General features: G+C 66.6%; 17 protein-coding genes. 10 read left to right on the top strand and 7 right to left on the bottom strand.

Annotated features, from left to right (window positions below; all coding sequences use genetic code 11):
• Positions 1 to 862 precede the first annotated feature (862 nt).
• Positions 863 to 1,378, top strand: coding sequence for a hypothetical protein (locus tag ACZ54P_RS02645; protein WP_465459807.1), 516 nt, complete (start codon positions 863 to 865; stop codon positions 1,376 to 1,378).
• Between the two features lie 14 nt (positions 1,379 to 1,392).
• On the top strand, positions 1,393 to 1,881 hold the full coding sequence (locus tag ACZ54P_RS02640; protein WP_465459806.1) for a GNAT family N-acetyltransferase: 489 nt from the start codon (positions 1,393 to 1,395) through the stop codon (positions 1,879 to 1,881).
• A 3-nt stretch (positions 1,882 to 1,884) separates the two neighbouring features.
• Here ACZ54P_RS02640 and ACZ54P_RS02635 read toward each other — a convergent pair whose 3' ends face one another.
• Positions 1,885 to 2,538 (bottom strand): hypothetical protein, encoded by a 654-nt coding sequence (locus ACZ54P_RS02635; RefSeq protein WP_465459805.1) that lies wholly within the window; start codon positions 2,536 to 2,538, stop codon positions 1,885 to 1,887.
• Between the two features lie 144 nt (positions 2,539 to 2,682).
• The gene (locus ACZ54P_RS02630) at positions 2,683 to 3,084 is read right to left on the bottom strand and encodes a DUF4279 domain-containing protein (RefSeq protein WP_465459804.1); all 402 of its coding nucleotides are present in this window, start codon (positions 3,082 to 3,084) and stop codon (positions 2,683 to 2,685) included.
• A 214-nt stretch (positions 3,085 to 3,298) separates the two neighbouring features.
• Here ACZ54P_RS02630 and ACZ54P_RS02625 point away from each other — a divergent pair, with 214 nt between their 5' ends.
• Positions 3,299 to 3,826 carry a GNAT family N-acetyltransferase gene (locus tag ACZ54P_RS02625; protein ID WP_465459803.1) on the top strand — a complete coding sequence of 176 codons (528 nt, stop codon included), beginning with the start codon at positions 3,299 to 3,301 and terminating at the stop codon, positions 3,824 to 3,826.
• Here the strand turns inward: ACZ54P_RS02625 and ACZ54P_RS02620 are convergent.
• The 4 genes from ACZ54P_RS02620 to ACZ54P_RS02605 all read right to left on the bottom strand — a co-directional run bounded on the left by ACZ54P_RS02620 (position 3,823) and on the right by ACZ54P_RS02605 (position 6,863).
• Positions 3,823 to 4,161, bottom strand: a complete 339-nt coding sequence (locus tag ACZ54P_RS02620; RefSeq protein WP_465459802.1) for an MmcQ/YjbR family DNA-binding protein — start codon at positions 4,159 to 4,161, stop codon at positions 3,823 to 3,825. The two genes, ACZ54P_RS02625 and ACZ54P_RS02620, sit on opposite strands and share 4 nt — an antisense overlap.
• 126 nt (positions 4,162 to 4,287) lie before the next feature.
• Entirely contained in the window at positions 4,288 to 5,973 is a 1,686-nt protein-coding gene (locus ACZ54P_RS02615; RefSeq protein ID WP_465459801.1) for a bifunctional metallophosphatase/5'-nucleotidase, read from the bottom strand.
• Positions 5,974 to 6,078: 105 nt separating this feature from the next.
• Positions 6,079 to 6,390 (bottom strand): alpha/beta fold hydrolase, encoded by a 312-nt coding sequence (locus ACZ54P_RS02610; protein WP_465459800.1) that lies wholly within the window; start codon positions 6,388 to 6,390, stop codon positions 6,079 to 6,081.
• Positions 6,387 to 6,863 carry a GNAT family N-acetyltransferase gene (locus ACZ54P_RS02605; RefSeq protein ID WP_465459799.1) on the bottom strand — a complete coding sequence of 159 codons (477 nt, stop codon included), beginning with the start codon at positions 6,861 to 6,863 and terminating at the stop codon, positions 6,387 to 6,389. Before ACZ54P_RS02605 ends, ACZ54P_RS02610 begins: the two co-directional genes overlap by 4 nt.
• A 150-nt stretch (positions 6,864 to 7,013) precedes the next feature.
• Between ACZ54P_RS02605 and ACZ54P_RS02600 the strand changes: the two genes are divergently transcribed.
• Positions 7,014 to 7,661 (top strand): VanZ family protein, encoded by a 648-nt coding sequence (locus ACZ54P_RS02600; RefSeq protein WP_465459798.1) that lies wholly within the window; start codon positions 7,014 to 7,016, stop codon positions 7,659 to 7,661.
• Here ACZ54P_RS02600 and ACZ54P_RS02595 read toward each other — a convergent pair.
• Positions 7,602 to 7,778 (bottom strand): hypothetical protein, encoded by a 177-nt coding sequence (locus tag ACZ54P_RS02595; protein WP_465459797.1) that lies wholly within the window; start codon positions 7,776 to 7,778, stop codon positions 7,602 to 7,604. The two genes, ACZ54P_RS02600 and ACZ54P_RS02595, sit on opposite strands and share 60 nt — an antisense overlap.
• A 127-nt stretch (positions 7,779 to 7,905) precedes the next feature.
• Here ACZ54P_RS02595 and mug point away from each other — a divergent pair, with 127 nt between their 5' ends.
• The 6 genes from mug (at position 7,906) to ACZ54P_RS02565 (ending at position 13,031) form a co-directional block, all read left to right on the top strand.
• Positions 7,906 to 8,457, top strand: coding sequence for a G/U mismatch-specific DNA glycosylase (mug, locus tag ACZ54P_RS02590; protein WP_465459796.1), 552 nt, complete (start codon positions 7,906 to 7,908; stop codon positions 8,455 to 8,457).
• Positions 8,458 to 8,738: 281 nt separating this feature from the next.
• Positions 8,739 to 9,539 carry a response regulator transcription factor gene (locus ACZ54P_RS02585; protein WP_465459795.1) on the top strand — a complete coding sequence of 267 codons (801 nt, stop codon included), beginning with the start codon at positions 8,739 to 8,741 and terminating at the stop codon, positions 9,537 to 9,539.
• A 138-nt stretch (positions 9,540 to 9,677) separates the two neighbouring features.
• Complete coding sequence (locus ACZ54P_RS02580; RefSeq protein WP_465459794.1) at positions 9,678 to 11,522, top strand: acyl-CoA dehydrogenase; 1,845 nt, start codon at positions 9,678 to 9,680, stop codon at positions 11,520 to 11,522.
• A 125-nt stretch (positions 11,523 to 11,647) separates the two neighbouring features.
• Positions 11,648 to 11,923, top strand: coding sequence for a GlsB/YeaQ/YmgE family stress response membrane protein (locus tag ACZ54P_RS02575; protein ID WP_465459793.1), 276 nt, complete (start codon positions 11,648 to 11,650; stop codon positions 11,921 to 11,923).
• 73 nt (positions 11,924 to 11,996) lie between these two features.
• Complete coding sequence (locus tag ACZ54P_RS02570; protein ID WP_181775301.1) at positions 11,997 to 12,293, top strand: GlsB/YeaQ/YmgE family stress response membrane protein; 297 nt, start codon at positions 11,997 to 11,999, stop codon at positions 12,291 to 12,293.
• A gap of 21 nt (positions 12,294 to 12,314) precedes the next feature.
• A complete protein-coding gene (locus ACZ54P_RS02565; protein WP_465459792.1) occupies positions 12,315 to 13,031 on the top strand; it encodes a leucine-rich repeat domain-containing protein in 717 nt (238 codons plus the stop codon).
• Positions 13,032 to 13,034 lie beyond the last annotated feature (3 nt).

The raw sequence follows: 13,034 nt of genomic DNA, 5'->3' as shown, positions 1-13,034 counted from the left end.
TGGCCATGCCATTAGCGTGCCATTAAGGCCGGTCAACTAAGGTCAACGGCGGGCACGATGAGACAAGCTCATCCGCAGGTCAGGGCCACTTCCAGCATGATCACCCTGGTTCCCAAGCTGAATACGCGGGTTCGATTCCCGTCATCCGCTCTCCCGCGAAAGCCCCAGGTCAGTGGATGTCCACTGTGGACCTGGGGCTTTCGCTTTGTCCGGCCGACCTTCCGACTGGGCCATCAACGTGCCATTAACCGACCGGGACCGGCTGGCCGCTCAGACCGTCGTCATCGTCATCCGCGTTGCCCGTCCGATGTTGGTCGACGAGCTTCGACAGCCGGTCGGCGATCCGTTCGTCAGCGTCACTGGTCGCCCACTGATAAGGGATGGGACGCCCTGAACTTGCACCAGCCGCGTGCTGGCTTCGTATTGCTGGCGGCGGGAAGTTCAGGTGAATCCCGCCACCTCCACCTCAAAACACCAGCAGAGGCCGTTACCCAATAGCCGCATCCAACTGTTGTGCAACCACCGACCTGTCTGCCGCACGGATCGAATCACCAGATCCAATGAGGTCAGCTGAGACAAACTCAGCCAGCGAGTTTACGACTGGATCTTCCGGCATCGCTAGCTCGACCGACTGCGCGAAAACGACGACGCGGCGGCACAACGTCCGGCTGCCCCTCGGCCAACTGCCTGAGCGCTGCCAACGCAGCAGATACCGGCTCATCGGGGACGGCCTCGAGGAGTAAATTGCTGACGTGTGGGCGTCGGCGAGGCCCGCGTGGACCGGCCTGTCAGAGGCGTCGACGGTGATCGACGATGGACCGGATTTGTACCGCCCCCTGTTACGTTCTGCAGCGTGCCAAAAATGTCGAGTGACAGCACAGCGGCCGTCTTGCTGACCGGTCTGCTGGCGGTGCTGATACTTCCGCTCCTGCTGTTCGGCTGGATCTTCCTCGGCATCGGTCTGAACACGGGCAGCGGACCGGGGCCGTACACGGTCGTTTTCACCAAGCCGGGTGACGAATGCGGGCCGAAAGGGCAGTATCTCGACGCGTCCACCGGCGAGCCGCTGAGGTGCATAGGTCCCGGAGTGATCTCGATGGCTTCGCTCGACTTCCCCGGTTTCTCCCGGGAGCAGAACGACGAAGTTCGCCGTTGGCTGGCCACGTTGGCGGAAGACGGCGACTTGAGCGTCTTCGATCACCGGGCGGTCCAGATCAGGGTCGACGAGATCGCGGCCGGGTTGCCGCCGGGAACGCGCGTCGAGCGGGAATCCGGGACGACGGAGATCTGGATCGGCGCGGGTTTGGCAGGCACCGGGCTGCTCTTGGGTTGCGGCTTCGCCTGGCGGTGGTTCCAGAACCGCCGGACGGGTTTTTGACTACGGTGCCGGACATGGAGATCCGCGAGTTCACGGACGACGACTGGAAGCAGGTGTGGCCGATCGTGCGCGAGGTCGTGCGTGCGGCGGACACCTACACCTACGACCCGAACCTGTCCGAAGAAGCCGCGCGCGCCACCTGGGTCGGGTCGCCGCCGAGCCGGACGGTGGTCGCGGTCGAGGACGGCCGTGTGCTCGGGACGGCGAAGATGGGGCCGAATCGCGACGGGCCAGGGTCGCATGTGTCGACGGCCAGTTTCATGGTGGACAAGGACGTTCGCGGTAAGGGCGTCGGCAGTGCGTTGTGCGCGCATGTCCTCGAGTGGGCCCGGGAAGAGGGTTTCGCGGGGATGCAGTTCAACGCGGTCGCCGAATCGAACGCCGCCGGGATCCGGGTTTACGAACGGCTCGGGTTCAAGATCGTTGGGACGGTGCCGGGCGCGTTCGAGCACCCGACGTCGGGGCGCATCGGGCTGCACGTCATGTACTGCGACTTCGGCTGAGGGTCAGCCTTCGACGAGTTCCCACGGGGCGTCGGCGCTGGCGCGGTCGTACACCTGGCCGGGTGCGGCGCTGAGCACCAGCGCGACATCCGGGTACAGCGTGACGGCGTGCTCCATCTCCAGCGCTTCGACCTCGAAGTCCTCGTTCTCCGGCACCTGGAAGCCGACGAACAGCCAGGTGCCGTCGGCCTCGCGGACGACCTGGCGCACGGCGCGGGCCGGGGAGGCGGGGTCGGTGGAGATCTCGGCGAGTTCCGCGCTCACCTGCACTTCTTCCAGCGGCGAGCCCGGGTGCGTCCACGCCGCCAGGCGGGCGGCGCGGACCAGGAGGTCTTCTTCGTCGTCATCGGAGTCCGCGACCGAACTGAGCAGCCACGCGCGTCGCTCCGGATCCCAGTCGGCGGCCATGCCGGTGGGGAGGCCGGCCAGCGCGGCGATTTCGGGGATGAGGTCCAGGGCTTCACGCAGGGGCAGCGAGCCGAACGCGTCGCGGTTGAGTTCCATGTCTTCGGAGAACTCGTTGCCGTCGCTGATGAACCAGTCGCCGTCGTCGTCCAGCACGACGAACGCGAGGTTCGACGGATCCTCCACCAGCGACCGGGAGATGATGACCGGCGACTCCGGATCCTGACGCATCGGCCAGTTCTCGCTCGACATGCTGGGCTCCCAACGGGGTTGTCCGGCTGTGGGGCACCATCCCACCATCTCCGGCGTTCCCGCCGCGCACCGGCTCACATGAACGGGGATCGTGCGTCGGGGCTGCTCGGCGATTCGTTGCCAGCCGGCGAGACGCCGGTCGGATCATTCGCTGAGGTCGTATTCGTCGACGTCGAGCGCGGCGGCGGCTTCGGTGAGGAACGCGATCACGGCGGGCGAGAGGTGCCAGCCGAACTCCTCGCCACCGTCGCGATGATGGAAGTAGCGGACCACTTGCAGCACGGCGCTCGCGCCTTCGTCCACCAGCGCCCGGATTCCCGGGCGGACCGGGGCGAGCCTGCCGATCACGCTCTCGATCTGGTCGTCGACCGGTCCCGAACCCCGATGCGTCACCTTCCAGGCGTGCATACGCGGCAATCGGTGTTCGGCCGACCGTGAACCCAGTACCAGGACCTCGTCCGGCCGCATGCCGAGCCGCGCCGTGATCTCCACGGCGGACACGGTTTCGCTCTTCAAAGCGAAGTAGCAGTACTGGTGGACCTTCATCGCCCCGGACCCTAGCTTTCGGGCGAGCTGACTAGGTGAAACGTGATCAATCGCTTATCGAACGCCTCTCCCGGGAACGAAACGCCTGGTTGTGCACCCTTCGGGCGGACGGTTCGCCGCACGTCACGCCGGTGGAAGTCCCCGTTAAGCGGTGGCTACTCGAGGGCGTCGCCGAATAGTCTCGAAAGTCCGAAACCGATCTTGGGATGGGACGATGCTGACCGGTGAACTGATCCGCCTGCGGCCGCTGGAGCCTGAGGACGCCGACACGCTCTGGCGTTGGCACAACGACCCGGAAGTCACGCGCTGGCTTCCCGCGGACCATCCGGAATCGCTCGCCCAGATCCGCGAGCGGTTCGCCAAGCGGAAGCCGAACAGCTACGAGCAGGCGGACTTCGCCATCGAGAGCCTCGCCGTCGGCACGTTGATCGGCACCTGCACGCTGCGCGACGCCACGCCGGAACAGGGCCGCGCCGAACTCGACATCTATCTCGGCGAGAAGGACCACTGGGGCGGCGGCTACGGCACCGACGCCATGCGCACGCTCTGCCGCTACGGCTTCGACGTGATGCGACTGCACATGATCGCGCTGTGGGTCGTCGTCGACAACGAGGCCGCGATCCACGTCTACAAGAAACTCGGGTTCCAGGTGGACGGCAGGCATCGGCAGTCGTTCCGCGGCCCGGACGGCCAGTGGCACGACGAGTACCTGATGAGCCTGCTCGAAGGGGAGCTCCGCTAGTCCTCCAGTCCTTTCGTGAGCCTGGCGGGTGCCTTCATCCGCCAGGCCTCCTCGACGAGCTCGCGCAACTGTGCTTTGTCGATCTTCTCCAGGTCGACGAGGATCGCGCCGTAGCCGTCGTAATGCGGTGTGGTGAAGTACGCGGGGTCGCCGGTGGCCAGCAGGGCCTCCTTCTCCGCGTGCTCGCACAGCAACATCAGCCCGCCCTCGGCCTCGGTGCGGAGCCGGGCGAAGCTCTTGCCCGCGACCTTGAGCGACGGCGTGCGATACGACGTGGACTCCTCGACCTCCGGCAGCCTGGCTGCCAGCGCCACGACTTCTTCCCAGGTCGTCATGGCGGTCATTGTGCCCTCGGTCACTGACAAAACCACCCCCCGAATGTCCGCATCGGACGCAATGAAGGGGCCTCTCCTCGCAAATTTCGCAAGGAAAGGCCCCTTCATCTCACGCGCGGAGAGCGGTTACGGCAGGACGGTGATCCGGTCCGCGGCGGGCGGGGCGATGCCCGGGTGCGCCGCGAAGTACGCGATGAGCGCGTCCAGGTCCACCGGACCACCCGAAAGATCGGTCCCCTTGGTGAACTCGGTGAAGCCGTCCCCGCCGGCGGCGAGGAAGTTGTTCACCGAGACGCGGTACGACGCCGCCGGGTCGATCGGCGTGCCGTCGAGCGTCAGGTTCGACACGCGCGCACCGGCGGGCGCCGACGCCGAGTACGAGTAGTTCAGCGACTTCGAAATCTGCAGAATCCGCACGACGCCGTTCGCCTGCCACTGCTGTTCGAGGACACTCTTCAGGTTCGCCCCGGTGAGCGTGATCGTCTGCATGATGTTCGCGAAGGGCTGCACGGCGAACGCCTCGCCGTAGGTCACGACGCCGTCACCTTCGCCGGCGGGCGAGGACAAGTAGGTGAAGTCCGTGCGGATGCCGCCCGGGTTCGTCATGGCGATCTGCGCGCCGTTCGACCGCGTGGCTTCGAGCTGGGCGTCCGCGATGACGTCACCGAGCGTGGACTCGCCGGAGGGCGCGCCCTTGGCGACCAGGTCCGCGGTGATGGTGCCGACGGCCTTGTTCGCGATCGGTGCGGCCTTGGTCTTGGCCTCGTCGATCAGCTTCTGCACGTCGGTATCCGGCGCGACGTCGCGGGTGACGATCTCGTTGTGCGCCTTGGTCTCGCCGCGCACGACGTCACGGGTCCGGCGGTCGATCTTCAGGTCGACGACCGACAGGAGACGACCGAAGGACGCGCCCTGGATCACCGGACGCGGCCCGCCGTCGGGATCGGCGATCGAGCAGTTGTACTGCTGGTGGCTGTGCCCGGTGAAGATGGCGTCCACCTTGGCCGTCACCCTCCGCGCGATCTCGGTGGCGGCGCCCGGCTTGACCTTGCATTCGTCCGGACCGGCGGTCTCGGAGTTGTCGCCTTGGTGCAGCAGGACGACCTGTGCCTTGACGCCGAACAGGTCGAGCAGTTTCGCGGTGCGGTCGATCGCCTGGACCTCTTCGCCGAACTTGATGCCCTTGATCGCCTCCGGCGTGACGACCTGCGGCAGATCCTTCAGCGTCGCACCGATGACACCGATCGGGACCCCACCGGAGAACTCGATGCTGAACGGCAGCAAGGCGGGGAGGCCGTTCTCGTAGTACACATTGGACCCGAGGAACGGGAAGTTCGCACCCTTGAAGGAATTCCGGAACTGGCAGCCGTCGGTCGGATGACAGCCGCCGTGCTGCATCCGGCGGAGTTCCTTGAGACCTTCGTCGAATTCGTGGTTGCCCACCACGGAAGCCTCGACCCCGAGCAGGTTCAGCAGTTCGACGGTCGGCTCGTCGTGGAACAGCGCCGAGATCACCGGCGACGCGCCGATGCTGTCACCGGCCGAAAGCACGACGGAGTTGGCTACTTCGCCGCGCAGCCGCTTCAGGTGCGTCGCGAGGTAGGCGGCACCGCCCGCGTTGACCGTCCCGCCGCCGGGCAGCGTGACGCGGCCACTCGAACCGGACGGCGGTTCGAGGTTGCCGTGCAGGTCGTTGAACGTGACGATCCGGACGTCGGTGGTCGCCGACGCGGCGGACGCGGGCGCGGCGACGGTGCCCAGCGCGGTCAACACGGCAGCGCTGATGACGGCCAGCCGGGTAGCGAGCTTCATTCTTCCTCCGATTCGCGCCCCGAGTCCCCAACGGGCGCACGGCGGAGGAGTTTGCCTTGCGAACTTGACGATCACCAGAGACGAAAGCAGGACGATAAGCAAACGTCACCTGTCGCGGGGACCGTTCAACAGCACCCGCGTCACCAGCTCCGGCTCGTCGCTCATCGGCACGTGCCCGCCGCCGGGAAGGACCAGCAACTCGGCCTTGGGCGCGATCCGGCGCAACTCGGCGGCCTTCGGGCGGGCGAGGATGCGGTCGCGCTGTGCCCATGCGATGGTCACTTGCCGAGGCCGAGGCGCTGGAAGAAGCTCCCGAACATCTCGACCCGACGCCGATGGCCGACCCCGTCGATGAGCACCAGCGGCTCGCCTTGGCCGGCGCGGTCGAAGACGACGTTGTCCATTCCGTGAGGTCAAGCGGTAACAGGTAAATAAAGACGTTCCCGCCGCCGTGTGACGTCGTTCGGCATCGGCTCCAGCTCCCCGGACGCGATGAACCCGAGTTTCAAATACAGCCGACGCGCCCGGTCGTTGTCCTCCGCGACGTGCAGCCACACCTCACGCGCGCCATCGACCTCGGCCGCCGACCTCACCTCACCCATCAGCCGCGTGCCAAGACCCCGGCCTCGCGCTTCGGGCGCGACCCACATCGAATAGAGGATCCAGCTTCCGTCGCGGGCTCGCCCGGCGACCAGGCCGACCGGGCGACCGTCGTCGAAGGCGACGAACCAGGCGTCCCCGGCGAGTCTCGCGAGCCACTCTTCGTCGGACTGTGCCCGTTCGGCCTCGGCGATCGAGCCGTAGTTCTCGGGGGTGTCCATGAGGGCACGCAGGCGGATCTCACGGAAGAGGTCGAGGTCTCCGGCGGTCAGCCGTCGAACGAGCAGCATCCGGGCAGAATCCCACGGCCGTCGTCGTAGCGGGGAGCGAATATCGCCGATCGGCCAAGATCGAGGTCGGCCACTCGGCCGATCCGGTCGCGGCCACCGCGACCCTTCGACCGAAGTGGCGGCCCCCTCGAGATCCATAACGTCGGTGTCATGACGAACGCACAGGTCACTGCCCTGCAGTACGGCTTGATCGGCTTCTTCGCGCTGTGGGCGACGCTGCTGATCCCGCAGCTGATCATCCTGCACGCCAGGCACGGCCAAGTGCGTCTTCGTCCCGTCCTGACCATGGCCGCCGTGCTGCTCTACACGACCATGACCCTCGCGGTGACCTTCCTGCCGCTGCCTGGTCCCGGCGCCGGACGGCCGAGCCAGACCATCCAGTCGCACCCGTTCCAATGGGTCGCCGACATCCACACCGAACTGCTGAAGCACGGGCTGTCTGCCGCCGACTGGTTCACCACCCAGACCTTCCAGCAGGCCACCATGAACGTGCTGCTGTTCGTCCCGCTCGGCTTCTTCGCCAGGACACTCTGGAAGCGCGGCCTCATCGGCACCACGCTGATCGGCTTCACCGCGTCGCTGCTGATCGAGCTCACCCAGCTGACCGCGAACTTCGGCACCGCGCCCTACGTCTACCGGATCTTCGACGTCGACGACCTGCTCAACAACACCGGCGGCGCGATGCTCGGCTGGATCGCCGGAGCCCTGCTGCTCAGCCTCGTGCGGACGCCCGTGCCGTCAACGGTCGAGATGCAGCCGCTGCGCCGCGAGTGGATCGACCTCGCCCAGGCTCGCTAGTCTCGCCTGCCGCCGCTGGGCCGCGCGCCGCGCGGCCCGCCGGTCTTCCAGGACCACCAGCAAGGTGGCGACCACGAAGATCAACGCGACCAAGCCGAGGATGAGCGAGAGCTGCAAAACCCCTCCTCGAAGACAGCCTTGTGTGCGAGATCACAAACAGTACGCATGTCGTGGTGACTTGGCCACCCCTTGCGACGACGGATCGTGTCGGCGGTCACGCGAGAGGACCGGGGAAACTGGTGCGGTGAGGACACGACCGACCAAGGACCAGCTGGCCGCCGCGTACGGCAAGACCATCGCCGACGTCATCGCGCCCGGCCTGGATGTACTGTTCTGCGGGATCAACCCGGGCCTCTACTCCGGCGCGCTCGGCCTGCACTTCGCCAGGCCGGGGAACCGGTTCTGGCCCGTGCTGCACCGTGGCGGCTTCACGCCACGTCAGCTCGACCCCAGCGAGCAGGAGGAACTGCTCGGTTACGGGCTGGGCATCACCAACGTCGTCGCACGGACGACGGCGCGCGCCGACGAGCTTTCCCCGGAAGAATTCCGCGAGGGCGGACGGCTGCTGACGGCCAGGGTCGCCGAGTACCGGCCGCGCTGGCTCGCCGTGGTCGGGATCACGGCCTTCCGGAGCGCGTTCGGCCTGCCGAAGGCGAAGGTCGGTCCGCAAGACGTCGAGATCGGCGGAGCGCGGGTCTGGGTACTGCCGAATCCGAGCGGGCTGAACGCGCATTGGACACCTGCGGCGCTCGGGGACGAGTTCGGTCGCCTCCGAACTCAAGTCCACTCTGAGTAGTTATTTCGCGAAAAATTACCGTCGGCGCGCACAATCGAGCCAGAGATCCACGACCAGGGAATACCCAGAGTTTGCTGCGACGATGGGATACATCTATGAGGGGGATACCGCGTCACGTCCCCGGACCCACTGACTCGTAATAGTTACGAGGTGTTATTTCCGTCCGGTCCCGCAGGGGGGACCGGTTGTCGAGGGCGACCACGCCGGGGGGCCGTGGGCGCCGAATGGACTTCATGTCCTCTCGTCCGGAGATGACGGGCAGGAAAACGGAGGGGTCCGTGATGCGAGGCATCGAGCCGAACCGAACGCCGGCCGGAAGGCCCGGCGGATCACCACCAGGCGGGCGAGGCCTCGGCGTGGCCGCGGTCGATCCGATCCCGATCTTCTGCGAGGGCCTGAGCTCGCTGGTGCACCGCACGCCGGGGCTGCAGTGGCTCGGGCACGCCGGCAGCCACCACGCGGCGCTGCAGCTGTGTGAGCAGCTGAAACCGGACGTCATCGTGCTGGACTCGGCGCTCGACCCGAACTGTCACCTGTCCAGGCTGCTCAGCGGCGGCGACCCGGCGCTGGTCATCATCACGCTGGTCAGGGACACCAACCGCACGCAGCAGTACCTCGCCGCGGCGATCGCGGCCGGGGTGCACGCGATCGTGCCGCGCGCGACCGACGGCCGTCATCTGACCGAGGCGATCCGGCGTGCGCACAGTGACCGTCGCTACATCGACCCCACGCTGGCCGCGCTGACGGCGAGGCCGAAGCGTCAGCCGGTGCTCCCCAAGGACGGCGAGGCCCCCAAACCGGCGGCCGCCCGCGGCCTGATGCCACTGTCCCGACGCGAGTACCAGGTCCTGCAGCTGGTCGCCGAGGGGCTGGAGAACTCCGGGATCGCGAAGATCCTGTTCCTCTCCGTGGAAACGGTGCGGACCCACGTCAAGAGCATCCTGCGCAAGCTTTCGGCCCGCGACCGGACACACGCGGTCACCATCGCGTTCCGCTCCGGCATCCTGATCGCGACCCCGGACGACGCGCACACCCCGCCAGAGACGACGCCGGCCACCACAATCGCGCCGTCACCCCGGTGAGACCCCCCGTATTGCTGATTTACACATCACAACAGTGGCCATTCACTTGCCGCGGTTACCGACAGGTAATATCCTGAAGTTACCGGCGAGTAGGGGACGTGTGCCCGGCCGGGGAGCCGAACACATTGGAGTGACGAAATGGGCCACTACAAGAGCAACGTCCGAGACCTGGAGTTCAACCTCTTCGAGGTACTCGGCGTGCAGGACCGCCTCGGTAAAGGCGTCCTCGCCGAATCCGACGAGGAGACCGCGCGGGGCGTGCTGACCGAGCTGAACAAGCTCGCTTCCGGTCCCCTCGCCGATTCGTACGCCGACGCGGACCGCAACCCGCCGGTGTACGACCCGAAGACCTTCTCGGTGAAGATCCCCGAGTCGTTCAAGAAGAGCTACAAGGCGCTGATGGACGGCGAGTGGTGGCGGCTGGGCCTGCCGAACGAGCTGGGCGGCTTCGGCCTGCCCCCGACCGTGCAGTGGGCCGCCGCCGAGCTGATCCTCGGCGCCAACGCGCCGCTGTTCATGTACATGGCGGGTCCGAGCTTCGCCGGGATCGTCGACAAGAACGGCACCGAAGAGCAGAAGCAGTGGGCGCAGATCATGATCGATCGCGGCTGGGGCGCGACGATGGTGCTCACCGAGCCCGACGCCGGTTCCGACGTGGGCGCCGGCCGCACCAAGGCCGTCAAGCAGGAGGACGGCTCCTGGCACATCGACGGCGTGAAGCGGTTCATCACCTCGGCCGAGAACGACATGGTCGAGAACATCATGCACCTGGTGCTGGCCCGTCCCGAGGGCCCCGGCATCGAGACCAGGCCCGGCACCAAGGGCCTGTCGCTGTTCCTCGTGCCGAAGTTCCACTTCGACGGCAAGACCGGTGAGCTGGGCGAGCGCAACGGCGCCTTCGTGACCAACGTCGAGCACAAGATGGGCATCAAGGCCTCCACCACCTGCGAGCTGACCTTCGGCCAGCACGGCACCCCCGCCAAGGGCTGGCTGCTCGGCGAGGTGCACGACGGCATCGCGCAGATGTTCCAGGTCATCGAGTACGCCCGCATGATGGTCGGCACCAAGGCCATCGCGACGCTGTCGACCGGTTACCTCAACGCGCTCGAGTACGCCAAGGAGCGCGTCCAGGGCGCCGACCTGCCGAACATGCTGAACAAGACCGCGCCGCGCGTCACGATCACCAACCACCCGGACGTCCGCCGCTCGCTGATGCTGCAGAAGGCGTACGCCGAGGGTCTGCGCGCGGTTTACCTCTACACGGCGTCCTTCCAGGACCAGGTGTGGACCGGCGAGGGCGACGAGGCTTCGCAGAAGGTCGCGCATGGCGTCAACGACCTGCTGCTGCCGATCGTCAAGGGGGTCGGCTCGGAGCGCGCGACCGAGCAGCTCGTGCAGTCGCTGCAGACCCTCGGCGGGTCCGGCTTCCTGCAGGACTACCCGATCGAGCAGTACATCCGTGACGCGAAGATCGACTCGCTGTACGAAGGCACCACGGCCATCCAGTCGCTGGACTTCTTCTTCCGCAAGATCGTCCGCGACAAGGGCGCTTCGCTGGCCTACGTCGCCGGGGAGATCACGAAGACCGTCGAGTCGGAGGTCGGCAACGGGCGGCTCAAGAACGAACGCGGTCTCCTCAAGCAGGCCCTCGAGGACACCCAGGGCATGCTCGGCTCGCTGATCGGCTACCTGACCTCGTCGCAGGAGGACCCGCAGAACATCAACAAGGTCGGCCAGCACACGGTCCGCCTGCTGATGTCGGTCGGCGACCTGCTCATCGGCTGGCAGCTCATCAAGCACGCCGAGGTCGCCATCGCCAAGCTCGACGCGGGCGCGTCCGCGAAGGACACCCCGTTCTACGAGGGCAAGATCGCCGTGGCGTCGTTCTTCGCGAAGAGCGTGCTGCCGGAACTGACCGCGCGCCGCGCGATCGTCGAGGCCGCGGACAACAGCCTCATGGAGATCTCCGAAGCAGCGTTCTAGGCCATTCGGACACCGGAAGAACCCCCTCCCGAGCGGAGGGGGTTCTTCTGGTTTCGAGGGGGTTTTCGGCGGGCATCTCCGTGCTGAGTCCGCCTCCCGGCGGAGACCTCGGCAAAGGAGTCTCAATGACAGTCACCGGCATCATCACGGCGATCGTGGTCGGTTTGATCCTCGGGGTGCTCGGCAGGTTCTTCGCCCCCGGCAAGCAGTCCATCCCCATCTGGCTGACGATCATCGTCGGTATCGCCGCCGCCTTCATCGGTACCTGGATCGCCCGCGGGCTCGGCTACGCGGACACCAACGGCTTCGACTGGCTCGAACTCATCACCCAGATCGTGGTCGCGGCCGTCGGTGTCGCCCTGGCCGCGAACCTTTACGGACGCCGGGGTGTCACCCGGTAAGGGGTCTTGAGGCGCGATGAGCCCGGATCGGTGCCACCGTGGGGCTCATCGATCTCCAGCGAAGGAGGAAACCATGTTGGGTGGCCTTTGGGGCATCATCACCACGATCGTGGTCGGTCTGATCCTCGGTGTCATCGGCCGGATGCTGGCGTCCGGCGATCAGAAGATCCCGATGTGGCTGACGATCGTGGTCGGCATCATCGCCGCTTTCATCGGCAACTGGCTGGCCGGGGTGTTCGGTGTCCGTGACACCGCGGGCATCGACTGGATCCGGCACGCCTTCCAGGTCGGCGCGGCCGTCGTCGGCGTCATCGCCGCGGCCGCCATCTACGCGAAGGTCAAGGGCGGCGGACACCGCGCCGTCACCTGACCGGGGTTAGGGTCGGCCCCTGTGACCACTCGACTCGAACTCAGTGGCCAGGGGCTGACCTCCCTGCGCGGCCTTCCCCTCCCGGAATCGCTCGAATACCTGGACCTGTACGACAACCAGCTGACCTCGATCCCCGAGGAACTGTGGTCGCTTTCCGGGCTGCGAGTGCTGAATCTGGCCACCAACCGGCTGACGGCCATCTCGCCTTCGATCGGCGCCCTGCGACAGCTGCACACGCTGGATCTGGGGCACAACGAGCTTTCGACCGTGCCGGACGAGCTCGGGGACCTTTCGGGGTTGACGGAATACCTTTACCTGAGCGACAACCGGTTGACCGAGTTCCCCGCCGCACTGTGCTCACTCGGGCGGCTGAAATACCTGGGCTGTACGGACAACCGCATCCCCACCCTGCCGGAAGATCTGTCCGGCCTGACGTCCTTGCGGGAGCTGCGCTTGTACGGCAACGGTTTGACGGCGTTGCCGGAGTCGATCGGGACGCTTTCTTCGTTACGTGAACTGCATCTGCGGAAGAACCGGCTGACGTCGTTGCCGCCTACCGTCGGCGAGCTGAGCGAATTGCGTCAGCTGGATCTGCGCGAGAACCAGCTCACCTCACTGCCGTCCTCGTTGGCCCGGCTGTCCAAATTGGACAAACTGCATCTTCGGTGGAACAAGGACTTCCGAGAGCCTTCGTGGCTCGCGGACTTCGAAGCCCGCGGTTGCATGGTGCTGCGATGACGC

This window comes from Amycolatopsis sp. NPDC034160 (assembly GCF_055575355.1).
The sequence above is the reverse complement of the archived record's forward strand: the minus strand, read 5'-3'. Positions and strand labels throughout refer to the sequence as shown.